The 26,951-nt window shown below is 65.1% G+C and carries 21 protein-coding genes, 1 tRNA gene and 1 pseudogene; 14 read left to right on the forward strand and 9 right to left on the reverse strand.

The features are described 5' to 3' along the window. Nucleotides 1–173: 173 nt before the first annotated feature. Nucleotides 174–713: a redoxin domain-containing protein gene (locus EST26_RS07345; RefSeq protein ID WP_291066614.1), complete on the forward strand. Its 540-nt coding sequence runs from the start codon at nt 174–176 to the stop codon at nt 711–713. 11 nt (nt 714–724) lie between these two features. Here the strand turns inward: EST26_RS07345 and EST26_RS07350 are convergent, their stop codons facing one another. From EST26_RS07350 to EST26_RS07390, 8 genes and pseudogenes are all read right to left on the reverse strand, one after another. After that, nucleotides 725–1,084, reverse strand: coding sequence for a translation initiation factor Sui1 (locus tag EST26_RS07350; RefSeq protein WP_291066616.1), 360 nt, complete (start codon nt 1,082–1,084; stop codon nt 725–727). A gap of 678 nt (nt 1,085–1,762) precedes the next feature. Continuing rightward, nucleotides 1,763–2,207, reverse strand: a pseudogene (locus EST26_RS07360) (group II intron maturase-specific domain-containing protein); the annotation flags it as partial. 24 nt (nt 2,208–2,231) lie between these two features. Continuing rightward, the gene (locus tag EST26_RS07365) at nt 2,232–2,570 is read right to left on the reverse strand and encodes a hypothetical protein (RefSeq protein WP_291066620.1); all 339 of its coding nucleotides are present in this window, start codon (nt 2,568–2,570) and stop codon (nt 2,232–2,234) included. 37 nt (nt 2,571–2,607) lie between these two features. Further along, complete coding sequence (gene bamC / locus EST26_RS07370) at nt 2,608–3,747, reverse strand: outer membrane protein assembly factor BamC (protein WP_291066622.1); 1,140 nt, start codon at nt 3,745–3,747, stop codon at nt 2,608–2,610. A 59-nt stretch (nt 3,748–3,806) separates the two neighbouring features. Beyond that, a complete protein-coding gene (dapA, locus tag EST26_RS07375; RefSeq protein ID WP_291066624.1) occupies nt 3,807–4,706 on the reverse strand; it encodes a 4-hydroxy-tetrahydrodipicolinate synthase in 900 nt (299 codons plus the stop codon). Nucleotides 4,707–4,782: 76 nt separating this feature from the next. Further along, nucleotides 4,783–5,331 carry a class I SAM-dependent methyltransferase gene (locus EST26_RS07380; protein WP_291066626.1) on the reverse strand — a complete coding sequence of 183 codons (549 nt, stop codon included), beginning with the start codon at nt 5,329–5,331 and terminating at the stop codon, nt 4,783–4,785. Further along, the gene (locus EST26_RS07385) at nt 5,331–5,459 is read right to left on the reverse strand and encodes a hypothetical protein (protein ID WP_291066628.1); all 129 of its coding nucleotides are present in this window, start codon (nt 5,457–5,459) and stop codon (nt 5,331–5,333) included. Before EST26_RS07385 ends, EST26_RS07380 begins: the two co-directional genes overlap by 1 nt. Next, complete coding sequence (locus EST26_RS07390; RefSeq protein WP_291066629.1) at nt 5,456–6,706, reverse strand: MFS transporter; 1,251 nt, start codon at nt 6,704–6,706, stop codon at nt 5,456–5,458. Before EST26_RS07390 ends, EST26_RS07385 begins: the two co-directional genes overlap by 4 nt. A gap of 371 nt (nt 6,707–7,077) precedes the next feature. On the opposite strand from EST26_RS07390, the gene rlmH reads away from it, so the two are divergent. The 5 genes from rlmH to EST26_RS07415 all read left to right on the forward strand — a co-directional run bounded on the left by rlmH (nt 7,078) and on the right by EST26_RS07415 (nt 13,384). Then, nucleotides 7,078–7,545, forward strand: coding sequence for a 23S rRNA (pseudouridine(1915)-N(3))-methyltransferase RlmH (gene rlmH / locus EST26_RS07395; RefSeq protein WP_291066631.1), 468 nt, complete (start codon nt 7,078–7,080; stop codon nt 7,543–7,545). 27 nt (nt 7,546–7,572) lie between these two features. Next, nucleotides 7,573–8,190, forward strand: a complete 618-nt coding sequence (locus EST26_RS07400; protein ID WP_291066633.1) for a Maf family protein — start codon at nt 7,573–7,575, stop codon at nt 8,188–8,190. A 59-nt stretch (nt 8,191–8,249) separates the two neighbouring features. Beyond that, entirely contained in the window at nt 8,250–9,830 is a 1,581-nt protein-coding gene (locus EST26_RS07405) for an Rne/Rng family ribonuclease (RefSeq protein WP_291066635.1), read from the forward strand. A 103-nt stretch (nt 9,831–9,933) separates the two neighbouring features. Beyond that, on the forward strand, nt 9,934–10,338 hold the full coding sequence (locus tag EST26_RS07410) for a type II toxin-antitoxin system ParD family antitoxin (RefSeq protein WP_291066637.1): 405 nt from the start codon (nt 9,934–9,936) through the stop codon (nt 10,336–10,338). Nucleotides 10,339–10,357: 19 nt separating this feature from the next. Next, the gene (locus EST26_RS07415; protein WP_291066639.1) at nt 10,358–13,384 is read left to right on the forward strand and encodes an AAA family ATPase; all 3,027 of its coding nucleotides are present in this window, start codon (nt 10,358–10,360) and stop codon (nt 13,382–13,384) included. A gap of 54 nt (nt 13,385–13,438) precedes the next feature. Here the strand turns inward: EST26_RS07415 and msbA are convergent, their stop codons facing one another. After that, nucleotides 13,439–15,268, reverse strand: a complete 1,830-nt coding sequence (gene msbA, locus EST26_RS07420; RefSeq protein WP_291066640.1) for a lipid A export permease/ATP-binding protein MsbA — start codon at nt 15,266–15,268, stop codon at nt 13,439–13,441. Between the two features lie 268 nt (nt 15,269–15,536). Between msbA and tolB the strand changes: the two genes are divergently transcribed. From tolB to EST26_RS07460, 8 genes are all read left to right on the forward strand, one after another. Beyond that, on the forward strand, nt 15,537–16,802 hold the full coding sequence (tolB, locus tag EST26_RS07425; protein ID WP_291066731.1) for a Tol-Pal system beta propeller repeat protein TolB: 1,266 nt from the start codon (nt 15,537–15,539) through the stop codon (nt 16,800–16,802). 132 nt (nt 16,803–16,934) lie between these two features. Continuing rightward, entirely contained in the window at nt 16,935–17,462 is a 528-nt protein-coding gene (gene pal, locus EST26_RS07430; RefSeq protein WP_291066642.1) for a peptidoglycan-associated lipoprotein Pal, read from the forward strand. Between the two features lie 5 nt (nt 17,463–17,467). Further along, complete coding sequence (gene ybgF / locus EST26_RS07435) at nt 17,468–18,268, forward strand: tol-pal system protein YbgF (RefSeq protein ID WP_291066644.1); 801 nt, start codon at nt 17,468–17,470, stop codon at nt 18,266–18,268. Between the two features lie 125 nt (nt 18,269–18,393). Continuing rightward, nucleotides 18,394–19,506 (forward strand): YeeE/YedE family protein, encoded by a 1,113-nt coding sequence (locus EST26_RS07440; RefSeq protein ID WP_291066646.1) that lies wholly within the window; start codon nt 18,394–18,396, stop codon nt 19,504–19,506. Between the two features lie 31 nt (nt 19,507–19,537). After that, nucleotides 19,538–20,332 (forward strand): tRNA threonylcarbamoyladenosine dehydratase, encoded by a 795-nt coding sequence (locus EST26_RS07445; protein ID WP_291066648.1) that lies wholly within the window; start codon nt 19,538–19,540, stop codon nt 20,330–20,332. A gap of 71 nt (nt 20,333–20,403) precedes the next feature. Then, nucleotides 20,404–20,479, forward strand: a tRNA-Lys gene (locus EST26_RS07450). Between the two features lie 303 nt (nt 20,480–20,782). Further along, nucleotides 20,783–24,289, forward strand: coding sequence for a transglutaminase family protein (locus tag EST26_RS07455; RefSeq protein ID WP_291066650.1), 3,507 nt, complete (start codon nt 20,783–20,785; stop codon nt 24,287–24,289). A 75-nt stretch (nt 24,290–24,364) separates the two neighbouring features. Then, nucleotides 24,365–26,950, forward strand: coding sequence for a circularly permuted type 2 ATP-grasp protein (locus EST26_RS07460; RefSeq protein ID WP_291066652.1), 2,586 nt, complete (start codon nt 24,365–24,367; stop codon nt 26,948–26,950). Nucleotide 26,951: the final 1 nt, after the last annotated feature.

The following is a 26,951-nucleotide window of genomic DNA, read 5'->3' on the forward strand; positions in this document are numbered from 1 at the left end:
TTGGGCATTTGACTTTCGTCGAGCAGGCATGTGGTCGAGGTCACCGCTCGAACGACAGGGGTTTGACCGAGATGGTCCGTCGAGCGAGAATGCAAAGTGGACATCTGGAACTTCGGCCCGTCCACCGACCCTCTGTTGTAGCCTCTTGCCTGCTAAAACGCTCTGCACACACCATGAAGCACTGCCTTGCCTGCCTCAGGCGCCGCTGGAAGAGCCACCTGGGCACGCTGGCGCTGCTGCTGGCAGTGGTTTGGGGCGTGCAAGCCTGGCAGACGCGCGACGTGCCAACCGGCCCGGCGCCCGACCTGGCTTTCACCTTGCTACACCCAGACGGCAGCCGCAGCCAGACCACGTTGGCCCAGTGGCGCGCCCAGCACCCCGGCCAGCCGGTGGCCTTGCACGTCTGGGCCGAATGGTGCCCGATCTGCCGCCTGGAAGAAGGCAGCGTGACCCGCTTGTCGGGCGACTGGCCAGTGCTCACCGTGGCCATGCAATCGGGCCAGCCCGACGCCGTGGCGCGCGTGCTGGCACAGCGCCAACTGCCCTGGGCTACGGCCATTGATGCGCGCGGCGACATGGCGCGCACGCTGGGCCTGCGTTCTGTACCGGCGTTTGTGGTGGTTGATGGCGACGGCCAGTTGCGCAGCCCCAAGGTCGGCTACAAAACCGAATTCGGTATGCGCGTGCGCCTGTGGTGGTCACGCGTGGCCTGAAAGCGCCCCACTCATGCACCTGCCCGTTTGGCGCGGTGGCCAAGCGCGAGCAAATCGGCCAATACACGCTCGACGTGATCGCCCTGGATTTCGATCACCCCATCTTTGACCGTGCCGCCACTGCCACAAGCGGTCTTGAGTTGCTTGCCCAGGACGGCCAGCGCGGGGGCGTCGAGTGCCAGGCCCTTGACCAGCGTGACCGCCTTGCCAGCGCGCCCCTGCGTCTGGCGCGACACCCGCACCACACCGTCACCGGCCGGCCGCAGCGCCTGCTGGCAGACACATTGCGCCTGTGCTTGCCGACAAGCCGGACACATGCGGCCGGCCTCAGTGGAGTACACCAAGCCACCTGAAGAAGTCTTGTTTTTCATGCCGTTGCATGCTAGCAGCCGACAGCCGACGGGGGCAAAAACGCCGCCACGTCGGGTGCAGGCAGAGCCTCGATCTTTGTTGTTTTTTTATGACAGTCAAGGCAGATCCTTGAAATTTTGTCTTCGGATAAACCCGCATATTTTTTTGTCAGTATGATCGGAAACTGCCCAGATGCAGATTTGTGTCTGCTCGGTTGAGTCGATCAAGCTCGAATCGGAAGTTCGGGTTTTTTTTTGATTGATTCGAAATTTTCCTTGTTCCTTTCTTTACTTCTTGGACGTCCTCATGAAAACAACTCTCGTTCTCGCCAGCTTGCTCGCCGCTATCTCCCTGACCGCCTGCGGCCAACAAGAAGCCCCGGTTGCTCCGGCTCCTGCACCGGTTGAGCCAGCACCAGCACCAGCACCAGCACCTGTTGAGGCTCCTGCCGCTGCTCCGGCTGACGCCGCTGCTCCTACTCCGCTTGACGCCGCTGCTGCTGCTGCTGGCGCCGCCGCTGGTGCTGCTGTGGGCGCCGCCGTTGACGCTGCCAAAGAAGCTGTCAAGCCTGCTCAGTAATTGGATTTGCGGGGCCTTTGGTCCCGCGTCCATCGGCATAGGGGGCAGCCATTATCGGCTGCGCCCCTGCCACACCACCCGGCATGCGGGTCCGCACCGGGCGGTTCGGGAGTTTGAGGTCATGAGAGTCGGGGTAGTCCCATCTGATCGAAGTGAGCGATGGTCAGCACGCTGTTGATCAACTTGGCGCTATTGCGCCACCAGCGCCGGCTGTTGCCAGCCACCTGGTGTTTGCGCCAACCCGAAGTACGCCCTCCAGCCCAGCAGGTAGGTCCGTAGTTTCTCCACCACTTGCTCCATGCTGCGTCCGCCCGAGCGGCGCGTGAGTTGGCGGATTCGGGCTTTGAAGTTCTGTAGCGGCTTCTTCGCCACCGCACATTTGACCTCTTGGCCCTTGGCCACCCACAGCGCATAGCCCAGGAATTTGCGCCCGAAGGCGCTGGCCACCGCACTCTTGGCTTCGTTGATTTGAAGCTTCAAGCCTGCGTACAGCTTCCTGAGCTAGCCCATCACCCGCTCGCCGGCCTTGATGCTGCCTACGTAGACGTTGCAGTCGTCAGCGTAGCCTTCATCACACAACCGCCAGATTTACGCCGCCTGACCCTTGACCACAAAAGCTTTGCGGTTTCTTGCCCGCTCGCCTTGATCGGCACCGCCTTCTATCTGGTTCTTGTCCATCGGCTCATGATTTACGCTCCACGCTTCCTTCCCACACTCGGTCGCCCTCATGCAGTTGCGCTTCACTTCGCTCGCTGTGGTCAGCTCGCGGGAGGACTTGCACCTCCGGGAGTGCGCCCATGCTGGGCGCACAAAAAAAAAACCGCCTTCGGGCGGTTTTTTATTGGCTTTTTGCTTGACCCTGGTCGCCGTTGCAGCAAAAGCAGCAAAAAACCACTTGCCTGCAAGTGGTCGCGCAAGAAATGCCACAGCACCCGGTAGACGAAGCCGCCCACCGGGCCTGCGCTCACTTCAAATCATCGGCCAGCAATTGCAGGATGCGCTGGGCATTGACTGACGTGGTCGGTTGGCCCTGGGCGTCGAGCACCGACACCGCGGTCTGGTTGTCTGCGCTGCGCACCCACACCCGATAGCTCAAGGGGGCTGCCTGCGGCGGCGCACGGCCGATCCAACGGCTCAACAGCCCCGGCTGTGTGGGCGCGGTATCTGGCGCAACGTAACGGACAAAGTAGATGCCCTGGTCGCGGTTGCGATCTTCCACCGTGAAGCCGGTGCGATCGAGCGAGAGGCCGATGCGGCGCCAGGCGCGGTCGAAATTGTCGGTAAATTGCAGCACCGACACGCCGTTGACGCTGGCCAGGCGAGCCGGTGCTGGCGCCGGCTCGCCTGCAATCGCAGCCTGCGCCTGCGCCTGTGGAACGCCGAGCGTGAGCATCAGTCGACGCAAGAATTCGGCTTCCAGTTCGGCATCGGCGGGGCGCGGCTGCCACATAGTCTGATCTTGCTGGGCGCTGGAGAATACCTCGATCATGCCGCGGTGGCTGATGTAGATATCGGTGCCACCGGCGTCGTTTCGCTCAAGCCGGGTGCGAAACTTGTCGCGCTCGGCGGTGGAATACAGGTTCTCGAAGAAGCGGCCGATGGTGCGCCGGATGAAGTCCTGCGGAATGTCGGCGCGGTTCTCGGCCCAGCCGGTCTCCATGATGCCCAGCTTTTCCTGCTCGATTTCGAGCGCAAAACCGTGTTCTTGCCAAAACCCGCGCAGCGGGCCCCAGAGCTGCTCAGGCGGTCGATTGACCACCAGCCAGCGCTGGTTGCCCAAGCGTTCGATGCGCACATCGCCCACAGCGGCGACTGCGGTTGTCGCGCCGACGGCCTGAGCGGCCGGGGCCATCTGCAGGGCGCTGACGGCGGCACCCGGCACGGTAAAGCGCGAATCGCGGCTGAGCTGGGTCAAGTCGGGCGGCACATCGAGCGTGCGCGCCGGCGCGGCGCCCCTGTAGTCGATCCGGTCTTCTTGCAGCACCGAGCAGCCGCTGACAGCCACGGCAAGGGCTGCGAGCACGCTCAGGCGGCCCAGCCTCTGGGCCGATCCGGTGGATGAAGTAGGGGTTGGCGCAGCCTGGAGGGATCGGGTGGTGGGCATGGGCAAGCTCAGAATGGAGATGGAAAAAGTCGGTCCGGTGAGATGGGAAGCGACTGCGCTCAGGTGATCAGTCCACTCTCTCGCAGCGCACTCTCAAGCGCTGCTTCGTTGGCCAAGGACAGCGGCGTCAGCGGCAGCCGCATGGCCCCGCCACACAGACCCAGCCGGGCCATGGCCCACTTGAGCGGGATCGGGTTGGCCTCGATGAAGAGGTTTTTGTGCAGCGGCAGCAAGCGCAACTGAATGTCCATGGCGCGTCTGACGTCGCCAGCCAAGGCCGCCGCGCAGAGTTCGCGCATCAGGTGCGGCGCGATATTGGCAGTGACGCTGATATTGCCTTGACCACCGCACAGCATCAGCGCCACGGCGGTCGGGTCGTCGCCGGAATAAATGGCAAAGCCTTCCGGCGCTTCGCGGATCAGCCACTGCGCGCGCTCGATGTTGCCGCTGGCGTCCTTGATGCCGACGATGCCGGGAATCTGCGCCAGCCGCAACGTGGTCTGCAGCTCCATGTCGGCCACGGTGCGCCCGGGCACGTTGTAGAGCACGATGGGCAAGTCGCCAGTGGCTTCGGCAATTTTCTTGAAATGCTGGTACTGACCCTCCTGCGTCGGCTTGTTGTAGTAAGGCACGACCTGGAGCTGGCAGTCGGCGCCGACCTTCTGCGCAAAACGCGCCAGCTCTATGGCCTCGGCAGTGGAATTGGCTCCGCAACCGGCCATGATGGGCACCCGCTGCTTGCCGTGGGTATGGGCTTGCTCGACCGCGACGCGGATGATTTCACAGTGCTCCTGCACCGTCACGGTGGGCGACTCGCCGGTGGTGCCGACCACCCCAATGCAGTCGGTGCCTTCGGTGATGTGCCAGTCGATCAATTGGCGCAGACTGGCGTAGTCCACGCTGCCGTCGTCCAGCATCGGGGTGGCCAGGGCAACAATGCTGCCAGTGATGGGTTTCATAAGCTAAAAGGCTCGGGTAAAAAAGACCACGCGTCAAGCAAGACCGCAAGACCAGCAACGCGTCGATACGGGCATTCTACTCAGTGGCGTCGAGCGCATAGCGGGCCGGCGCGTCTTGAACAGGTGCACGCAGCGCCACCACACGTTGCACGAAGCGCGGCGGCTGCTGGCAAAAACCGTCCTCGAAAGCAACTATGCGAAGACCGGCGCAAACCTGTAGCAGTTCCCCGGGTTGCAGCAAAAATTCAGGCCGCGACGGCCGACCCACGGTCTCATGGCCGGCGCTGAAAGTCTCGTAAATCAGCACGCCAGCCGGCGCCAGACTGGCTGTAAGCCGGGGCAGCAAGGGGCGCCAGAGGTAGTTGGTCACCAGCACCGCATCGAACAACTCGTCCGCAAATGGCCAGGGCCCGTTTTCCAGATCGGCCAAGACCAGGCGAGCGAGCCCCTGCAATGCCGCCAGGGCCTGGGGGGATCGGTCGACGCCGGTGACGACATGACCTTGCTGCGCCAGCCAGCGCAGGTGTCGGCCATGTCCACAGGCCACATCGAGCACAGACCCCCCGGGACGCAGCAGATGCGCCCAGCGCCGCAGCCAGGGTGAAACCGGTTCGCTGCCGTGCATCAAAAACAAGCCCAGTTCAGGTTGGCCAGACGCAGCAAAAAGTCGGGTTGACGGTAAAGCTCAAAGGTGGCCAGCAGCAGCACGCTCACGCCGCTCCAGCACAAGGCGGTGCGCAGCCAGGGTTTCACAGCGCCGCCCCTGAGACGCGCTGCGGACCGCGAACAATCGGGGACTCGCGCACCGGCAGGTTGATCAGGGCGGCGAAAACGCCCAGCGCAATCGCCAGGTACCAGACGATGTCGTAGCTGCCCAGCAGTTCGTACAGCACACCACCGAGCCAAACGCCCATGAAGCTGCCCATCTGGTGACTAAAGAACACAAAACCGCTCAGCATGGACAGATGCGCCACACCAAAAATTTGTGCCACCACCGCGTTGGTTGGTGGCACGGTGGAGAGCCACAGCAAGCCCATGACGCTGGCAAACACATAGACGCTCAGGGGTGAAATCGGAACCAGCAAAAACACGCTGATCGCGAGCGCGCGCGCCAGATAAATGAAAGCCAGAATGTGGCGTTTGGCCCAGCGCTGCCCCAGCACGCCGGCGGCGTAGGTGCCGAACACGTTGAACAAACCGATCAAGGCCAGCGCATAACCCGCCACCTGCGGCGACAAGCCATTGTCCTTCAAATAGCTGGGCAAATGAACACCAATGAAGACGACTTGGAAGCCGCAGACGAAATAACCGGCCATCAACAACTGAAAGCTGCGATAGCGCAGCGCCTCGCGCAGCGCCTGCAAAATGCTTTGTTCGCGCCGGGGCGCGCTGCTTGCAGCGAAGCCGGGTTCTCGCAAACCCAGCGCCAGCGGACCGATCAGCAGCACCAGAACCGCCAGGTAGAGCAAGGCGTCTTGCCAGCCAAAGCTGCTGATCAGCCAGCCCTCGACCGGCACCATCAAAAACTGTCCGAACGAGCCGGCTGCGGCGGCCACGCCCATGGCCCAGGAACGCTGTTCGGCCGGTATCTGGCGGCCGATCACGCCGTACACCACGGCAAAGGTGGTGCCCGCCTGCGCCGCACCGATCAGCACGCCGGCGCTGAGGGCAAACATGATCGAATCGGTCGTCAAGGCCATGCCGACCAGACCGAGCGCGTAGAGCAGCGCGCCGACCAGCAGCACGCGAAAGGCGCCAAAGCGATCGGCCGCCATGCCAGCAAAAATGCCGAAAATGCCCCAGGACAGGTTTTGCACCGCCAGCGCAAAAGCAAAGGTTTCGCGCGTCCAGCCGTGTTCCTGGGTGATGGGAAGCAGCCACAGGCCAAAGCCGTGCCGAATACCCATGGAAAGAGCAACCACCGCCGCGCCGCAGACCAGCACCTGAAGCACAGACAATTTTTGCGGTGATTCGAGCGCCGGGTGTGCGTGTGAAGACATGCCGGGACTGTAACGAAAATGGCGCCGTGCTGCTGTCACAAGCGCTTTTCGTTCCAGCGCAGGCCAACCCTCACCTGCGGCCGCTGTTGCAACAGCAGCTGCGCTCGCGCAGACGAAAACGAGGCAGAGTCCCGCGTTCTTTTGCTGAGCAGCAGCTCGTCCCTATACTGCCGACCAAACGGGCATGACTTTAAAAGGCGCCCCAAAAAATGAAAGTCCTGCCCGTTCTCCCTCACCCCCAACCCCTCTCCCGCACGCGGGAGAGGGGAGCGAAGTGAGTCGCGGCCCGACTTTCACGTTAACGCTTGCTGCTTCACTGGGCCGCTGCAAGGGTGCTGCGGGGACGATGCCGGGAAAGAAGTGGGTTGAAGATGAAACTGTTGATCGTGGCCGTCGGCCAACGTGTGCCTGACTGGGCGCAGAGCGCGCTGGACGATTACGTCAAACGTTTTCCGCCCGATGTGCGGCTGGAGATCAAAACGGTAAAGACCGAGCCACGCGGCAGCAAAACCTTGGGCACGCTGCTGCAGGCCGAGCGCACGCGCATCGAGGCCGCGCTGCCACGCGGCTGCCGGGTGGTGGCGCTCGACGAGCGCGGCAGCAGCTTGTGCACCCAGGCGCTGGCGCAGCAACTCAGACAGTGGCAGTTGGACGGTGACGACGTGGCGTTGGTGCTGGGCGGGCCAGACGGGCTGGAGCCCGCGTTCCGCTGCGCTGCACAACAGCGCATTCGCCTGTCTGACCTGACGCTGCCACACGCGCTGGCGCGCGTGCTGCTGGTCGAACAACTCTACCGCGCCTGGTCGATCAACGCCAAGCACCCGTATCACCGAGAATGAGCGCCCGGCCCGCTGGTCCTCCTGATAATGCAGAAAATGATTTATCTCGCCTCGCAAAGCCCGCGCCGCCAGCAGTTGCTCGAACAATGGGGTTTGCCGTATCAATTGCTGCTGCCCGACGCGCAGGAAGACGTCGAGGCGCTGGAAGCGTTGCAAGCCGGCGAATCGGCCGCCGCCTATGTGCAGCGCGTCACCCGCCTCAAATTGCAAGCCGCGCTGGCGCGGCAGCAACGGCGCGCGCTGGCGCCGGCGCCGGTGCTGTGCGCCGACACCACGGTGGCGCTGGGGCGGCGCATTTTGGGCAAACCACAAGACGCCGCGCAGGCGCGCCAGATGCTGACCGATCTGGCTGGCCAGCGCCACCGGGTGCTGACGGCGGTGGCGCTGGGCCTGCCCGCGACACAGCCAGCCCAGACTTGGGCCGCGCTATCGGTCTCGTGGGTGCGATTTGCGCCGCTGACGCCGTGCCAGATCGAGTGCTACGTGCAGAGCGGCGAACCCATGGGCAAGGCCGGAGCCTATGCGATCCAGGGCCGTGCGGCCGTGTGGATCAGCCACATCAGCGGCAGCTATTCGGGCATCATGGGCCTGCCAGCGCACGAGACCGCGCAGCTTTTGCGTGCCGCAGGCCTGCGCCCGGACTGACGAACGCCCCCCTTTGTGCGGCCACGCGCAGCCGCACCCACCACAAAACAATCATCCACATGAGCCAGGACATCCTGATCAATTGGGCCCCGCACGAAACCCGTGTCGCCGTCATCGAGCAAGGCACAGTACAAGAAGTGCATTTGGAGCGCACGCTGGAGCGCGGACGGGTGGGCAACATCTACCTGGGCAAGGTGGTGCGTGTGCTGCCGGGCATGCAATCGGCCTTTATCGACATTGGGCTGGACCGGGCAGCGTTTTTGCACGTGGCCGACCTCATGCCCAGCATTGCCGCCAAGCACGCCGCGCCGCGTGAGCGCAGCCCAGTACCCGGGACGGCTGGCGCCGCGCCGGTGGCCAACCCGGCCAACCCGGCCGATGTTGCCGTCCATGGCGCCAATGCCCGTGTGCTGGCGCCCAACCCGGTGCTGCCGATCGAGCGCCAGATTTTTGAGGGCCAGGCGCTGATGGTGCAGGTGCTCAAAGACCCGCTGGGCAGCAAGGGTGCGCGCCTGACGGCGCAAATCAGCATTGCCGGGCGTTTGCTGGTGTTTTTGCCGCAGGACCAGCATATCGGCGTGTCACAAAAAATTCCATCGGCCCAGCGCGAAGCGCTGCGCCAGCGCCTGCTGAAATTGACACTGCCGCCCGACGGCTCGGCCGCTAACGGCTTCATTCTGCGCACCAACGCCGAAGATGCCAGCGACGCCGAACTGAGTGAAGACATTGCCTATCTGCGCAAAACCTGGGGCCGCATCAAGGACGCGGCAGCGCGTCAGCCGGCTGCGACGCTGCTGCACGAAGACCTGAGCCTAATGCAGCGCGTGCTGCGCGACCTGGTGAGTGCCGATACGCAGTCGATTCGCGTCGATTCGCGCGAGCAATTCGGACTGCTGCAGGTTTTTGCCACCGAATTCATGCCCGACACCCTGAGCAAGTTGCAACTCCACAACGGTGAGCGGCCGATTTTTGACCTCTTCAATGTCGATGAAGACATCACGCGCGCGCTCAGCCGTCGGGTCGACCTCAAATCGGGCGCCTATCTGGTGATCGACCAGACCGAGGCGCTGACCACGGTGGACGTCAACACCGGCGGCTTTGTGGGGGCGCGCAATTTTGACGACACCGTCTTTCGCACCAATCTGGAAGCCGCGCAGGCCATTGCGCGCCAGTTGCGCCTGCGCAACCTGGGCGGCATCGTGATCGTGGACTTCATCGACATGGTGCGCTCTGAGCACCGCGAAGCCGTACTGACTGAATTTCGCAAGCAGCTCGCGCGCGACCGCGTCAAGACCATGACCGGCGGCTTCTCGCAACTGGGTCTGCTGGAGATGACGCGCAAACGCACCCGCGAGTCGCTGGCCCACATGTTGACTGAACCCTGCCCGGCCTGCGCCGGCAAGGGCGCCGTCAAGACCGCGCGCAGCGTCTGCTACGACATCTTGCGCGAAATTTTGCGCGAAGCGCGTGCCTTCAACCCGCGCGAGTTCCGGGTGCTGGCCACGGCCAAAGTGATCGAACTGTTTCTGGACGAGGAAAGCCAGCATCTGGCGGGCCTGTCAGACTTCATCGGCAAGCCGATTTCCTTGCAGGTCGAGAGTTCGATGACGCAGGATCAGTACGACATTGTTCTGATGTGATGTTTCACGGCGTCTCACGCCGGCCCACTTGCCACCCGCAACCCCGCATGAATGCTGGCGATTTCGGGTTTCAGCGCCTCTCCAGGGCTCTTGAAGTCCCACCATGTCCGCTGGCCTGTGGCTACATGGCCGTGGACTGGGACAGCTTTGTGATGGACAACTCGGGCACCCAAAGCCAGCGCGCGAACACCCGGACGAGTCGGCTTTGACTTTGAGCCTGTGCGGCAGGAAAAATCTGAACCGAAACCCAATGAGAGCGGAAAAATCAGCCAAAACCGGGATGGGCGGCGATGGCTCACGGATTCAGGTGATATTCTTGCTGCCACGCAGTCGAAGAAGCGCAGCCATGGGCATGAACGTCAACCTGACCTTGCAGCTTGAGGAACTGGTTCGTTCCAAGGTGGCCTCGGGGCTCTACACCTCCGCCAGTGAAGTGGTCCTCGAAGCGTTGCGCCTGATGGCCGAGCAGGACCGCCTGCGCGAGGCCTGGCTGCATCAACGAACCTGACATCGGATTGCCGTATCGAATGCGCCTGCTGCAATACAAGGACCTGAATCTGCGCCGTGTCAGGGCCGCGTTCGACAAGGTCAAGGCGGCGATCGAGGCCGGCGACTTCCGCTCGGCCGACGTGAAGAAGCTGCACGCCGGGCCGTACTACCGCGCGAAGCTGGACTACGCCAACCGGCTTCTGCTGCAGTTCGCGCGCATCAAGCGCGCCGAGGCCGAAGGCGGCACAGAGACCGTGTGCCTGGCGCTGGAGGTGATCGAGAGCCACGCCTACGAACGCTCGCGCTTCCTGCGCGGCGCCACGGTGGACGAAGCGCGCATCGAGCGCGAGCCGCTCACCGATGCGAAGGCCCCCTCGCTGGCGGAGGAAGCGACGCCCTTGCGCTGGCTGGGCACGGGCCGCACGCAGTTCGAACTGCTGGACAAGCCCATCGTCTTCGACGACGCCCAGGACGAGGCCTGGCGCCACCCGGCGCCGCTGGTGCTGATCGGTTCGGCCGGCTCGGGCAAGACCGCGGTCACGCTGGCGCGGCTGCGCCAGGCCGAGGGCCGGGTGCTGTACGTCACGCTGTCGGCCTACCTGGCGCAGAGCGCCCGCGTGCTGCACGCCGCGCACGGCTTCGAGAACCCCAGGCAGGAGGTCGACTTCCTCAGCTACCGCGAGTTGCTGCAGACGCTGCGCGTGCCGCCGGGGCGCGAGGTGACGCTCGCGATGTTCGCCGTCTGGTGGGAACGTTTCCAGCAGGGCCACCGCCAGACCCTGCGGCTGCTGGGCGAACTGGACGCCCAGGCGCTGTTCGAGGAATTCCGCGGTGTCATCGGCGCGCAACCGACGGGCCCGCTGTCGCTGGCCGACTACCTGGCGCTGGGCACGCGGCAGAGCCTGCTGAACACGGCGCAGCGCGAACGGGCCCACGGCCTGTTCCAGCGCTACCGGGCCTGGCTGGACGAGGCCGGCCTGCACGACAGCAACCTGGTGGCGCATGCGTGGCGCACCCAGATCGCCGAGCAGCAGCCGCCGATCTACGACTTCGTCGTGATCGACGAGGTGCAGGACCTGACACCCGTGCAACTGGCGCTGGTGCTGGCGATGCTGAAGCAGCCCGGGCAGTTCATCCTGTGCGGCGACAGCCACCAGATCGTGCACCCCAATTTCTTCAGTTGGGCGGCGCTGAAGAGTCTGTTCTGGCAGGGCCTGGCGGGTGATGCGGCACAGCGCCAGCCGCTGAAGCTGCTGCAGGCCAACTTCCGCAACACGCGCGCCGTCACCGCACTGGCCAACCGGCTGCTGAAGATCAAACAGGCGCGCTTCGGCTCGGTGGACCGCGAGAGCAACTTCCTCGTGCGCAGCACCTCGGCCATGGCCGGAGAGGTGCGGCTGCTCGACGCGAAGGACAAGACCCTCGCGCAACTGGACGCGGCCACCCGGCAATCGGCGCGGCACGCGGTGATCGTGCTGAGGGACGAGGACAAGCCCGCCGCGCGGCTGGTTTTCCACACGCCGCTGGTGTTCAGCGTGCACGAAGCGAAGGGCCTGGAGTACCCGCACGTGCTGCTGTTCAAACTGGTCTGCGGCCAGCGCCAGACCTATGCCGAGGTATGCGAGGGCGTGACCGCAGCCGACCTGCAGAGCGACGAGATCGACTACCGCCGCGCGCGTGACAAGGCGGACAAGTCGCTGGAGCTGTACAAGTTCCAGGTGAACGCGCTGTACGTGGCCATGACGCGCGCGGTGGAGACGCTGACGCTGGTGGAGCAGGACACCGGCCACCCGCTGCTGGGGCTGCTGGGCCTGCAGCTGGGCGAGTCGGCTGCGCAGCCGGTGGCCAAGTCGAGCCAGGACGAATGGGCGCAAGAGGCGCGCCGGCTCGAGCTGCAAGGCAAGGCCGAGCAGGCACAGGCCATCCGCGATGCCTTCCTGCAGCACAAGCCCGTGCCCTGGACGCCGTGGAGCCGCGCCCTGATCGAGGAACTGGCACCCAAGGCCCTGGACCCGAAGAACCCGAGCAGCAAGCCGCGGCAAACCCTGTTCGACTACGCCCTGTGGCACGGCCAGCACGAGTGGGTGCAAAGTCTGGGCGAGGCCGGCTTCGCCCCGGCGCGCGCGCTGATGGAAGAACGCGAGTTCGCCGGCGCCGGCACGCTGCTGCCCCCGCGCTACGGCATCGATAGCCCCTGGCTGGCGCGGCAGCAACTGGTGCGCCGCGCCGTGTCCGCCCTGCACCAACGGCACCTGCAGCCCTACCAGGCCAGGCACTTCAAGGACATCCTGCGTGCCGCCGACATGCACGGCCCCGACCATGCCGAGCCGGTGGGCGCCACGCCGCTGATGCTGGCCGCGACGGCCGGCAACGCCCCCTTGGTGGAGGCGCTACTGGCCAAGGGTGCGGATCCCGGGCGACGCGACGAGTTCGGGCACACCGCCTGGGACCACGCTGTCGGCCGCGCGATGCGCGAGGCCGCCTTCGCGGGCAGCGGTCTGCCGGTGCTCTTCGACCTGATCGCACCACCGGCACTGGACGTGCAGACCGACGGGCGGCTCGTACGGCTGGAACGGCACCAGGCAGAGTACTGGGTGCTGACGCTGATGCTGGCTGGGCTGAAGACGCAGTGGTCGCGGTGCGTCACGCGGCACCAGGAGCCCTACAAGGTCCTCGCCGGCTTCTTCGCCGACCAGCTGCACGATGTGTTGCAGCAACTGCCGGCGTGGTTGTGGCCCAAGGCGCGGTGCAAGCGCACCTACGTCAACCAGGTATTGGCCCGCGCCGAGGTGCACAGCAGTTACCAGCCCGCGCGCCGCCTGTGGGTGCGCACGAAGAACGGCCACTACATCCCCAACTCGCAGATGCAACTGCGTGAGGGCGAAGGCTGGCAGCCAGTCTACGAGCGGCTGGCCCTGGCCTGGATCGACCGTGGCTGCGGCCGCGAGATCGATCACCGGCCGCGGCCGGTGGAGGCGATCCAGTGGGTGAGTGAGGCGCTGGAGCGGGCTGCGCAACCCGAGCCGCCGCCGGCGGATCCGCACGGTCAGCAGCGGATGTTCTGAGCTGGCATCTCGATGCGGATAAGGCGACGATTCGGAAGGGCTTGAACCTAAACCTCAATACGACATCGTGCTGCTTTGAGTCCGGGCGGCTGCGCGCTCGCCGGCAAAGCCCTGCGCATGCAGCCGGGCGTACAAGCCGTCGGCCTGCAACAGTTCGCGGTGCGTGCCCTGTTCGCTGATGCGGCCCTGAGCCAGCACCACCACGCGATCGGCGTGCTCGATGGTCGAGAGCCGGTGCGCGATCACCAGCGTGGTGCGGCCCTGCATCAAGCGCGCCAGCGCATCCTGCACCAAACGCTCGGACTCGTTGTCCAGCGCCGATGTGGCCTCGTCCAGAATCAGGATCGGTGCGTCTTTATAAATTGCGCGCGCAATCGCCAGCCGCTGGCGCTGTCCGCCCGAGAGCTCGACCGCGTTGTGCCCCACGCTGGCGTGTATGCCTTGCGGCAGGCGCTCGATCAAATCGCCCAGGTTGGCCGCTTGCAGCGCCTGGTGAACCCGCTCCTGGTCCAGTGTCTCTTCGTCGGCACCGAGCGCGACGTTGGCAGCCAGGCTGGCGTTGAGCATCACCACGTCCTGGCTGACCATGGCAAACTGGCGCCGCAGGCAGGCCAGGTCCCAGTCAGTCAGCGGCACACCGTCGAGACAGACCTGTCCCTGCTCGACTTCGACGAAACGGGGCAGCAGGTTGACCAGCGTGGTCTTGCCCGCACCCGAGGGGCCGACCAGCGCCAGTACCTCACCCGGAGCAATTTCCAAATCGACGCCGTGCAGCGCCACGCGGGTGTCGTCGCCCGGACTGTCGTCGGCCGCCGGGTAGCGCACCCAGACGCCGCGCAGCCCAATCGCCCCACGCGCACGCTGCACCTGGTGGCTGCCGCTGCTTTGCTGCGGGGTGTTCTCAATCAAGTCCAGCGCGCGCTCCAGCGCCGCCAAGCCGCGTGTGATGGGGCCGGCGATTTCAGCCAGTTGCTGAATGGGGCGAATCAGCAGCAGCATGGCGGTGACGAAAGCAACAAAACCACCCACGCTCACGCCGCCGGTGCCGCTTTGCCACAAGGCCACCATGATCACCGCCGACAGCGCCACCGCGGCCAGCATCTGAGTCAGCGGCGCCATGGCGGCTTGGGCCACGGTGGACTTCATGGCCAGCCGGCGCAACACCAGACTCAGGCGTTCAAACCGGACGCCCTGGCGTGCCTGTGCCGCGTGCAGCCGCAGCATGCGGTGCGCCAGCGCGTTTTCTTCCACCACGTAAGCCAGTTCGTCCGTGGCTTGCTGGCTGGCCCGCGTGAGCCGGTAGAGGCGGCGCGAGAGCTGGCGCATGACCCAGATCAAACCGGGAAAAATAGCCAGCACAATCAGCGTGAGCTGCCAGTTCAGGAACAACAAATAGCCCAGCAAGGCCAGCGCGGTCAGGCTGCTTTTGCTCAGGGTGAGCAGCGATTGCACCAGCAGCGCCGAACCGTTTTGCACCTCGTAGACCAAGGTATTGGAGAGCTTGCTGGCACTCTGGCGCGCAAACAGCGCCAGCTCTGCTTCGCACAGTTGGGCAAACATGGCGCGGCGCAGGTTGAGCAAACCCAGGCTGGCGGTGTGCGTGAGCGCGTACTGGGCCAAGAAAGTGGCCAGACCACGCACGGCAAACAAACCCAGCAAGGCCAGCGGAACCATCCAGAGTGCGACCTGCCCCTGGGCAAAACCCTGGTCGAGCAGGATTTTGAGCAGGGCCGGAATCAGGGGTTCGGTCAGCGCAAACACCAGCGAACTGGCCAGCGCCAGCGCCACGCCAGCGCGCGCAGGTCGAAAATAAGGCCAGATCCGCCACAGCCGCTGGCGCACGCTGCCACTGGGGGTTGCGCTGGGTATGGGGTGGGTGGTCAAAATGCTCTATCCAGGGCGTGAAAACAGGTGAAAGCCGGGGAACCAACGACACTTAGGGGAAACCAAGGGCCTGAGTCGTTCGCGCCGGCTTGGTTTGGCCTTGCTTTTGGTCACGAATCGACGCAGCAACTTCGGTATTATCGATTGCCCTGTGTCTGTGTCGCTGTATGGGCTGGCTGAACAGGCTGGCAGGGATTTTTTTCAATGTGCACAAAGGATGCCGACTTTGAACCGATTTGATCACCAGCTGCGGCCCCGTCGCCGTGCGGTGCTGGCCACCCTGGGCGCACTGCCTTTGCTGGCTTGGCCGCTGCGCGACGCGCGGGCGCAGTTCCGGGTCGAAGTCGCCGGCGTGGGCCTGACGCAGTTCCCCTTTTCGGTGGTGAACTTTCGCGGCAATGAGGCCGCCAGCCCGAACATGGCTGCGATCGTGCGCGCCAACCTCGAACGCAGCGGCCAGTTTCGTTTCGTCGAACCGCTGGCCGGCGCACTCGACGAAACCGCGCACCCGGATCTGAGCACCTGGCGCGGCCAGGGGGCCGATTCGCTGCTCACCGGCAGCGTGTCCCGGCTGGCCGATGGCCGCTTCGACGTCCGCTTTCGCCTCTGGGACGCGGTGCGCGGGCAAGACTTAGGGGGCTTGAGCTACCCGGTCACAGAAGCAGATTTGCGGCTGGCTGCGCACCGTGTGTCGGACCACGTGTACGAAAAAATTACCGGCGACAAAGGCGTGTTTTCGACCCGCATTGCCTACGTCACCAAGGTCGGCGTGCGCCACACGCTGTGGGTTGCCGACGCCGACGGTGAAAATCCGCGCGCTGCCCTGACCAGCACCGAGCCCATCATTTCGCCCAGTTGGGCCCCGGGCGGCACGCAACTGGCCTATGTGTCGTTCGAGGCCCGCAAGCCGGTGATTTACACCCACGACCTAGCCAGCGGCAGGCGCCGTCTGCTGGCCAATTTCCGCGGCTCCAACAGCGCGCCGGCCTGGTCGCCCGACGGCCGGCAGTTGCTGCTCACGCTCTCGTTGTCGGGCAATTCGCAGGTCTACGTCATCTCCGCCGACGGCGGCGAGCCGCGCCGTCTGACACACAGCAACAGTATCGACACCGAGGCGGTCTACAGTCCGGACGGCCAGTCGATTTATTTCATCAGCGACCGGGGCGGTTCACCGCAAATTTATCGCATGGGCGCCGGCGGCGGCAACGCGCAGCGCCTGAGCTTTAGCGGCAACTACAACATCTCGCCCGCACCCAGCCCCGACGGGCGCTGGCTGGCCTACATCTCGCGCGTGGCCGGCGCGTTCCGGCTGCACGTCATGGAGCTCGCCAGCGGCACCGTCACGGCCTTGACCAACACCAGCGCCGACGAGAGCCCCAGCTTTGCGCCCAACAGCCGGCTGATCATTTACGCCAGCCGCGACAGGGGCCAGGACGCCTTGATGACCAGCACGGTCGATGGCCGCATCAAATCCAGGCTGACCGGTGCGCAGGGCGACATTCGCGAACCCGAATGGGGACCGTTCATGCGCTGATGGCACCTGAACACGCCCAACCCAGACTTTGATCCCGACCCAGCACAGAAAGGCAACCCTCACATGCGTTCGACCTCCCAATCGCCCCTCCCCGATTCAAACTGGAGCACTGCAGGCCGCGCGTCCGCCTGGGTGACGGGCCTGTTACTGCTGGTCTCGCTGAGTGCCTGCGGCACCGGCGTCAGACTCGACCAGGCACCGGTCGAAGACCGGGTTGCCGCACCGGTGAGCGCGATTGCCCCGGCGCCGGCAGGCCAAGGCGCCGGCGTGGAGCCGCGTGGGGTCTCTGGCGTTGAAGTGGCCAGCGCGGACGTGGTGCAGCCCGCAGGCATGAGCCGGGTGGTGTATTTCGATTTCGACCGCTACGACATCCGGCCCGAATTCATGCCCACACTGGAAGCCAATGCGCGCCATCTCAATGCCGACCGCAGCCGCCGCGTGGCGCTCGAAGGCCACACCGACGAGCGCGGGGGGCGCGAGTACAACTTGGCGCTGGGGCAAAAACGGGCCGAAGCGGTGCGTCGCACCCTGTCTTTGCTGGGCGTGAACGAGGCGCAGATGGAAGCGGTGAGCTTTGGCGAAGAAAAACCAGCAGCAGCCGGTTTTGATGAGGCGGCCTTTGCCCAGAACCGCCGGGTCGAACTGAGCTACCGGCGCTAAGTGAAATGAGAGCTTATTTACCACGTGCACCCGTCTTGTTGTTGGCTCTGGGCTTGCATCTGGGCGCGCTTGCGCCGCTGTCGGCGCAGGCGTTCACACTTTTCAGTGACGACGAAGCGCGCAAAGCCATCATCGATTTGCGCCAGCGGGTCGAGGCGAGCCAGCAAGCCAGCAACGCCGCCTTGCAAGCGCTCCAGCAATCGACCCTGGACGAGCAGACCGCGCTGCGACGCAGCCTGGTTGAACTTGGCGGCCAGATCGATCAGTTGAATTCGGAGCTTGCGCGCCTGCGCGGACTCAACGAGCAACTGACGCGCGAAGTCGCCGAGTTGCAGCGCCAGCAAAAAGACGTGCAGGCTGGGCTGGATGAACGCCTGCGCCAGGTCGAGCCGCAGCGCATCACGCACGACGGCGTCAGCTTTAGCGCCACCACGACCGAAACGAGCGCCTTTGAAGCCGCCCTGGATCTGCTGCGCCGCGCCGATTTTCCGGCGGCCATCGAGGCCTACACGGCTTTTCTGCGCCGCCACCCCGAGAGCGGCTACAGCGCCTCGGCGCTGTACTGGCTGGGCAACGCGCACTATGCCCAGCGCGCTTACCGCGCAGCACTGGAGACGCACCGCCGCCTGGTGACGCAATTTCCCATGCACCTGCGCACGCCTGAGGCCATGCTGGCGATGGCCAACAGCCAGATCGAACTGAAAGATACCCGCGCCGCACGCCGCACCCTGGAAGAACTGCAACGCGCGCACCCGCAGTCAGAAGCAGCTGCCGTGGCGCGTGAGCGGCTGGCCCGCTTGCGCTGAGAAGCCAAGGCACGGCGCCCAAGAGGCCACATCGACCGGGGGCTGGGCAGCGCCGCCGCCCAGCCCGGCGACGCGCTGGGTCGTGGCTGCGAACCTGACCCTGGCCTGCTTTTACAATGGCCCCCATGGACATCGCCCACGTACAACAATTGCAAACCACCGTGCTGTGGGCTGCTTTTGCGCTTGCCGCTGCTTTTGGCTTCATCGCTCAGCGCACCCATTTCTGCACCATGGGCGCTATCAGCGACATTGTGACCATGGGCGACTGGAGCCGCATGCGCGTATGGGCCATGGCTGCGGGCGTGGCTATGATCGGTTTTCATGCCCTGGCCTGGCTGGGCTGGATCGATGCCGGTCAAACCATTTACACCTCGGGCCGCGTCATCTGGCTCTCGGCCTTGACAGGCGGCGCCTTGTTCGGCTTTGGCATGGTGCTGGCTTCGGGTTGCGGCAGCAAAACGCTGCTTCGCATGGGTGCGGGCAGCCTCAAATCGCTGGTGGTTTTTATCGTCATGGGCTTTGCCGCCTACGCCAGTCTGCACGGCGTGACAGCGGTGTTGCGTGTGAACACGGTTGACACGGTGGCGCTTCACATCCCGGCTGGCGCGGCGCTGCCGGCCTGGATCGCCTACGCCTGGGGCCTCGATCTGGCCCTCAGCGGCCTGTTGCTGGCGCTGTTGCTGGGCGGCGCTCTGGTGCTCTGGGCGCTGTTGGGCCGCGGTTTCCGTACCGGCAACAACTTGCTGGCTGGCTTGGGTCTGGGTTTGCTGGTCGTCGCCATGTGGTGGGTCAGCGGTGGTCTGGGTTTTGTGGCCGAACACCCGCATACGCTGGAGCCCACCTATCTGGCCACCCACACCGGACGGATGGAGTCGCTCACCTTCACCGCTCCCCTGGCGCACACGCTGGACTGGCTCATTTTCTTCAGCGACGCATCAAAGCTGCTTACCCTGGGCGTGGTCAGCGTGGTCGGCGTCGTGTGCGGCGCCTTTTTACAGGCCTTGCTTGGCCGCAACTTCCGCCTGGAAGGCTTTCACGGCACCCAGGACACCGCCTTGCACCTGCTGGGTGCGGTCTGCATGGGGGTGGGCGGCGTCACCGCGCTCGGCTGCACCATCGGTCAGGGCCTGTCCGGACTTTCGACCCTGAGCCTGACCAGCATGATCGCTGTCGGCGGCATCATGCTCGGCGCGCTGGCCGGCCTGCGCTTGCAAATGTACATACTGGAGCGCGGCTGATGTCGCCACCGAGCGCTGCGCGGCCGAGCGCATGAACGACGCCTTCGAACGCCGTTTCAGCGGCCTGCGCCGACTCTACGGCGCCGCAGCGGCGCAACGCATTTTCGACGCCAAGGTGGTGGTGGTCGGCATCGGCGGCGTCGGCTCCTGGTCGGCCGAGGCCCTTGCTCGCAGCGGCGTGCGACGACTCACCCTGATCGACCTCGACCACGTGTCCGAATCGAACATCAATCGGCAAATCCATGCCCTTACACCCACGTTCGGGCAGTCCAAGGTGGCGGCGATGCGCGAGCGCATCGCGCTGATTCACCCCGGCTGCGAGGTCGACACGATCGACGACTTTGTCAGTCCGCAAAACTGGCCCGGTCTGCTTGCCAGCCGCAGCGACCAGCCAAGCGCCCTGCCCTCAGCCCTGATCGATGCCTGCGACCAGATGAGTGCCAAGACCGCTCTGGCGGCCTGGGCGGTCCTGCATCGCGTGCCCTTCGTCAGCGTGGGCGCAGCAGGCGGCAAACGGCAAGCCGCTGCGGTGGAGGTGGCCGACCTGGCTGCCGTCACCCACGACCCCTTGCTGGCCCAATTGCGCTATCGCTTGCGCAGACACCACGGCGGCGCACGGGAGGGCCCGATGGGGGTGGCCTGTGTGTTCAGCCGCGAGGCGACTGCCGCACCTGATAGCACCTGCGCGGCCGATAGGCCGGACGGATCCCTCAACTGCCACGGTTATGGTTCTGCCGTCAGCGTGACGGCCACCTTCGGTTTGTGTGCCGCCGGCTGGGTGATGAACACCTTGGCGAGCAGCGGCAGGAAAAATTGCATTGCTTGAAAATCAGCAAAAAAAGACGCTATAATTTGAGGCTTCACACATTGACATCACGTCGATGCCTCGTGAAACGTGGGACGTTAGCTCAGTTGGTAGAGCAGCGGACTTTTAATCCGTTTGTCGTGGGTTCGACCCCCGCACGTCCCACCAAACCATTCAAACAAAAAAAGTCGTCCTGCACCGGCGCTGGACGGCTTTTTTCGCATCTGAGCGGTTCTGTTGCACAAATCAGCCCGTTACGATCTGGTACGCTTTGCGAGTCAGCGTCCAGCATTGGCGGCTCAGCCTGGTCAAGACCAAGATGCGTTGCTTGAAACGGCTGGGCGAGAAGGTGACGGCCAGAACCCTTGGCCTCGTGGCGCGGATATTGCTTGCAACCGGGTCAACAAGGCCGGACGTTTCCGGCACCCGCAGCTTTTTCGTTGTCGGTCCCCCCTGTTGAAAGATTCAAGCATGGCCATCCACATTGCCCTGAGCCACGTCACCCATTATCGATACGACCAGATGGTCAAACTTGGTGCACAAGTGGTGCGTCTGCGCCCGGCGCCCCACTGCCGCACCAAAGTGTTGTCGTATTCGCAGAAAATCGAGCCGAGCGGCCACTTCATCAACTGGCAGCAAGACCCTTTTTCCAATTACCAGGCGCGCCTGGCGTTTCCCGAACCCACCACCGAGTTCAAGGTCACGATCGATCTGGTGGTGGAAATGGCGGTGCACAACCCATTCGACTTCTTCCTGGAGCCGAGCGCCGAGACGTTTCCGTTCAGCTACGACGCGGCGCAGCAGCAAGAACTCGCGCCCTATCTTTTCACCCTGCCGCTGACCGAGCCGGTCAAGACCTACCTCGCCCATGTAGACGTGCGCCAGCGCCGCACGATCGACTTTCTGGTCGACATCAACCAGATGATCCAGCGCGACATCTCGTACACCATCCGCCTGGAGCCGGGCGTGCAAACGCCTGAGGAGACACTCAAACTCAAAAGCGGCTCCTGCCGCGACTCGGGCTGGCTGCTGGTGCAGTTGCTGCGCCACCTGGGCTTGGCGGCGCGCTTCGTCTCGGGCTACCTGATTCAGCTCACGCCCGACGTGAAGTCGGTCGACGGCCCGAGCGGCCCTGAAAAAGACTTCACCGATCTGCACGCCTGGTGCGAGGTCTTTCTGCCTGGTGCCGGCTGGATCGGGCTCGACCCCACCGCAGGCCTGCTCGCCGGCGAGGGCCACATCCCGCTGGCCTGCACGGCGCAACCCTCCAGCGCGGCGCCGGTGGAAGGCTGCGTGGACCCGTGCGAGGTCACTTTCAGCCACCACATGGGTGTGACACGCGTGCACGAATCGCCGCGCGTGACCAAGCCCTACACCGAAGACCAATGGGCCAGCGTGCTGGCGCTGGGCCAGCAAGTCGATGCCGACCTCGACCTGCACGACGTGCGCCTGACCATGGGCGGCGAACCCACCTACGTGGCCTGCAACGACCGCGACGCCGCCGAGTGGAACACCGAAGCACTCGGCCCCAGCAAACGCGGCTACGCCACCGAATTGCTGGGCCGCCTGCGCGAACGCTACGGTGCCGGCGGCTTCGTGCATATGGGCCAGGGCAAGTGGTACCCTGGCGAGCAACTGCCGCGCTGGGCGTTCTCGCTGTTTTGGCGCACCGACGGCACGCCCTGCTGGAACAACCCAGACCTGCTGGCCGACGAGCGCGAACAGGCGCACTACAGCGCTGAAGATGCGCACCGCTTCACCCAGGCGCTGGCGCGCAAGCTGGGCCTGTCCACCCAATACATCAGCGCTGGCTACGAGGACACCTGGTACTACCTGTGGCGCGAACGCCGCCTGCCGGTGAACGTGGACCCGTTCGACAGCAAGCTAGACGACGAGATGGAGCGCACGCGCCTGCGTCGGGTCTTCAGCCAGGGACTGGATGCGGCGGTAGGCTATGTATTGCCATTGCAAGCCCAGGGCCACGGCGCACTCTCCAGCAACGGCAAAAACCCTTACCTCCACGCCTCGGGCACGGTCTGGTCGACCGGCCCTTGGTTCTTGCGTGACGAGCGCATGTACCTGATTCCCGGCGACTCGCCCATGGGCTACCGCCTGCCGCTGGACTCGCTGCCCTGGGTCTCGGCCAGCGACTACCCCTTTCAGATCGAGCAAGACCCTCATACCGCGCGCGACCCGCTGCCCACGGGTTCGGTGCTGCGTCACCAGGTGTCGCCGCACCAGATTGGTGGCGGTTTCGCCGAAGGCGGCACCGTGTCCCTGCAAGGCACCGACTTCGATGTCGATGCAGCGGCCATCGAGGGCCTGCGCCAGGGCCAACCCGGCCCCGGTGCCGTGCCTGCACAGGCGCTGTCGGCCCGTTTCCCGCAGCGCGGCGAGTCGGCCGCGTGGTTGACGCGCACCGCGCTGGTGGTGCAAGCGCGCGATCCGCAGTGCGCCAACGGCCCCCAGGCCGAGCAAAAAGACGGCGGCAAAAGCCAGCACCTCTACGTATTCATGCCGCCCGTGCAGCAGTTGGAAGACTACCTGGAGCTGCTCTTGGCGGTGGAAGCCACGGCCGAGCGGCTGGCCATGAAAATCGTTCTCGAAGGCTACCCGCCGCCACGCGATGTACGCCTGAAAATGCTGCAGATCACACCCGACCCGGGCGTGATCGAGGTCAACATCCACCCCAGCAGCAGCTTCCCCGAACTGGTCGAGCGCACCGAATTTCTCTACGACGCGGCCCACCACACGCACCTGTGCGCCGAAAAGTTCATGACCGACGGCCGCCACACCGGCACCGGTGGCGGCAACCACTTCGTGCTCGGCGGCGCCACGCCGGCCGACTCGCCCTTCCTGCGCAAGCCTGAACTGCTGGGCAGCCTGCTGGCTTACTGGCACAACCACCCCGCGCTGTCCTACCTGTTTAGCGGGGTGTTCATCGGCCCCACCAGCCAAGCCCCGCGGGTGGACGAGGCGCGCAACGACCAGCTCTACGAACTCGAGATCGCGCTGCAACAGATCGAGAACAACCGCCAGGTCTATGGCCAAAACATGCCGCCCTGGCTGGTTGACCGCAGCTTGCGCCATATCCTGATCGACGTCACCGGCAACACCCACCGCAGTGAATTCTGCATCGACAAGCTCTACTCACCCGACAGCGCCACCGGCCGCCTGGGCCTGCTGGAGTTGCGCGCGTTCGAGATGCCGCCACACGCCCGCATGAGCATCGCGCAGCAACTGCTGTTGCGCGCGCTGGTGGCGCGCTTTTGGCAACAACCCTTCGTCGGACGTCTCACGCGCTGGGGCACCGAGCTGCACGACCGCTTCCTGTTGCAGACCTTCATTCGGATGGATTTCGAAGACGTGCTGACCGACTTGGCCGAGTTTGGCTACCGCTTTGACATGGCCTGGTTCGAACCGCATTTCGAGTTCCGCTTCCCGCTGGTGGGTCAAGTGGCTGCGCGCGGCATCGAACTCACGCTGCGCGGTGCGCTCGAACCCTGGCACGTGATGGGCGAAGAAGGAGCGCCCGGCGGCACCGTGCGCTACGTGGACTCGTCACTGGAGCGCATCGAGGTGCATGTGAGCGGCTGGAATGACAGCCGCCACGTCATCACCTGCAACGGCCGCGCCCTGCCCCTGCAAAACACCGGAACCGTTGGCCAGCATGTGGCCGGCGTGCGCTACAAGGCCTGGAGCCCGCCGTCGGCGCTGCACCCGTCGATTGCCGCGCACGCACCGCTGACCTTCGACATCGTCGACACCTGGATGCAGCGCTCGCTGGGCGGCTGCCAGTACCATGTGGCGCACCCCGGCGGCCGCAACTACGACACCTTCCCGATCAACGCCTACGAGGCCGAAAGCCGGCGTCTGTCGCGCTTCTTCCAGATCGGTCACACCCCTGGCCGCATGGTGATAGAACCCGCCACACCGAGCCGGGAATTTCCGTTCACGCTCGATCTGCGCAAGCGATAAAGCGCCCCGGGGCCTGGAGTCGGCTGGCGCAGCGCATCGGGCATCGAGCGACGGACACAGGCATACTGCAACGCCGTGACTCCTGAAAAACACCGAGACGCCCTGCTCGACGACGCTGCCCCCGGCAGCTCCAGCGAGCGGGCGCTCGCGCTGGCCCAGTCTGCCGACCCCGGCCACCGCGACGAACTGCGCGCCAGCGCCCACGAGCTCACCCCCGCCTGGGCTGACTTCTTCGAACACATTGGCCACGCTGGCTTTGCCGACCTGAACCGGCGGGCCGACAACCTGCAACGCCAGATTCGCGACAACGGCGTCACCTACAACGTGTACGCCGAAACCGCCTGCGGCCTGCAGCGGCCCTGGGCACTCGACCTGTTCCCCATGATCGTCAGCGCGCCAGACTGGGTGGACATCGAAGCCGGCGTACTGCAGCGCGTGCGCCTGCTCAACGCCATGATGGCCGACCTCTACGGTGCGCGCGAGCTGCTGCGCCGGGCCCTGCTACCGGCCGCGCTGGTGCTGGGCCACCCCGACTACCAGCATGCCCTGCAGGGTCTGGTGCCCGCAGGCCAGACCTGGTTGCACATCGTCGCCTTCGATCTCGCTCACGGCCCGGACGGCCGCTGGTGGGTGGTGGGCCAGCGCACCCAGGCGCCCTCGGGCCTGGGCTACTTGCTGGAAAACCGCATCGCCATCGCGCGCCAGTTCCCGCAGGCCTTTGCCGAGCTCAAAGTGCAGCGTCTGGCAAGCAGTTACCGCGCGCTCATGGACGGCATCAAGTCGATGGCGCCCGAAGCAGGGCAAGCGCGCATCGTCCTGCTGACGCCGGGCCCCTACAACGAAACTTATTTCGAACACGCCTACTTGGCGCGCTACCTCGGCCTCACACTGGTGCAAGGCGGCGACCTCACCGTGCGCGACCAGCGCCTCTACCTCAAGACACTCAAAGGCCTGGAGCCGGTGCATGCGCTCATCAAACGATTGGACGACGGGTGGCTAGACCCGCTGGAGCTGCGTCCCGAATCCACCCTGGGCGTGCCCGGCCTGCTGCAAGTGCTGCGCGCAGGCCATGTGCTGCTGGCCAACACACCGGGCGCGGCAGCGCTCGAATCGAGCGCTCTGCTGGGTTTTTTGCCCGGCATCTGCGAACACTTGCTCGGCGAAAAACTGGCCCTGCCCTCGCTGCCCACCTGGTGGTGCGGTGAAGACGCCGCGCTGCGCCAGGCGCTGCCTTTGCTCAAGCGCGGCGTGATCAAGCCCACATACCCGTACTCAGGTCTGGACACCACCATGGGCCAAAGCCTGGACGCGCGCGCACTCGACGAATACGTCGACCGCATGACGCGTCATCCCGATGCCTACACGTTGCAGGCTTGGATGCCGCTCTCGCAAACCCCGACCTGGACCGGCGAGCGCTTGCTGCCGCGCTCGGCCATGCTGCGCGTGTTCGCGCTGGCCGACGGTCCGCAGAGCTGGCGCGTGTTGCCCGGCGGCCTGGTGCGCCTGGCCCCGCGCGGTCAACTCATGGCCTCCATGCAGCGCGGCGGCAGCAGCGCCGACTGCTGGGTCCGCACCAAAGGCGAGGTCGACAGCGCCAGCCTGCTGCAATCGGCCCCCAGCACGCTGGCGCTGGCGAACCAAAAACGCCCTGTCACCAGCCGAGCGGCCGAAAACCTGTTCTGGCTGGGCCGCTACACCGAGCGCGCCGAAAACACCGTTCGCCTAGCGCGCATCGTGCTCAACCAACTGAGCGGCGAAGAGCCCCGTTCGCGCCCGCTGCTGAGCTGGCTCTCGGCCGCAGCGCGTGAAAACGCCCTGGTCCAACGCGAGACACCAGGCGCCGAACAGTCGGAGCGCGTGTTTGCACGCTCACTCATGGCCAACCTCGCCCCCACGGCTGGCAGCTCCCTGGCCGAGCAGAGCTTGAGCGTGGGCTACAACCTGCGCGCACTCAAGGGTGCGGCGGCTCAGGTGCGCGAACGCCTCTCGACCGAGCACTGGAACCTGATCGAGCGCGCCGAACTCGAGTTCACGCGCGGCTGTGCCGCCATAACGGCCGACGCCGAATTCGACAGCACGGCAGCCACGTCCCTGTTGCAAAACACCAGCGAACTGCTGGCCGCCATCACCGGCGCGCAGACCGACCGCATGGTGCGCGACAGCGGCTGGCGCCTGCTCTGCGTAGGCCGCCACATCGAACGCCTGCTCACCCTCGCACGGGCGCTCATGACCGGATTGAAGCACCAGAGCCTGCACGACCCGGCCGGCTTCGAGGCGATGGTGGCACTGTTCGACAGCACCATCACCTTCCACGCCCAATACCAGCAGCGGCGCGACATGGTGGCCTTGATCGACCTGCTGGTCATGGACCGCGACAACCCGCGCTCGCTGGCCTCGGTGGTGCAGACCATGCGCACGCGCCTGGACAATCTCGCGCAAAACCTCAGCCCACAGAATGCCGTGCTCGCCCAGGGCCTGCCCGACCCGGACAACTGGGTACTGACCGAGTTGAGCAACTGGCCGCGCCACGACGGCGAGCACGGCGACCACGACATGCTGGCCCAACTGCTGACCGACTGCAAAAACGCCGCCGCCGAACTCTCGAACGAAATCACGCGGCTGCACTTCAGCCACGCCGACTCGCGCCAACAAATCGTCTGAT

It is taken from the genome of Hydrogenophaga sp. (assembly GCF_014773545.1).
In the GTDB taxonomy this organism is placed as follows: domain Bacteria; phylum Pseudomonadota; class Gammaproteobacteria; order Burkholderiales; family Burkholderiaceae_C; genus Hydrogenophaga.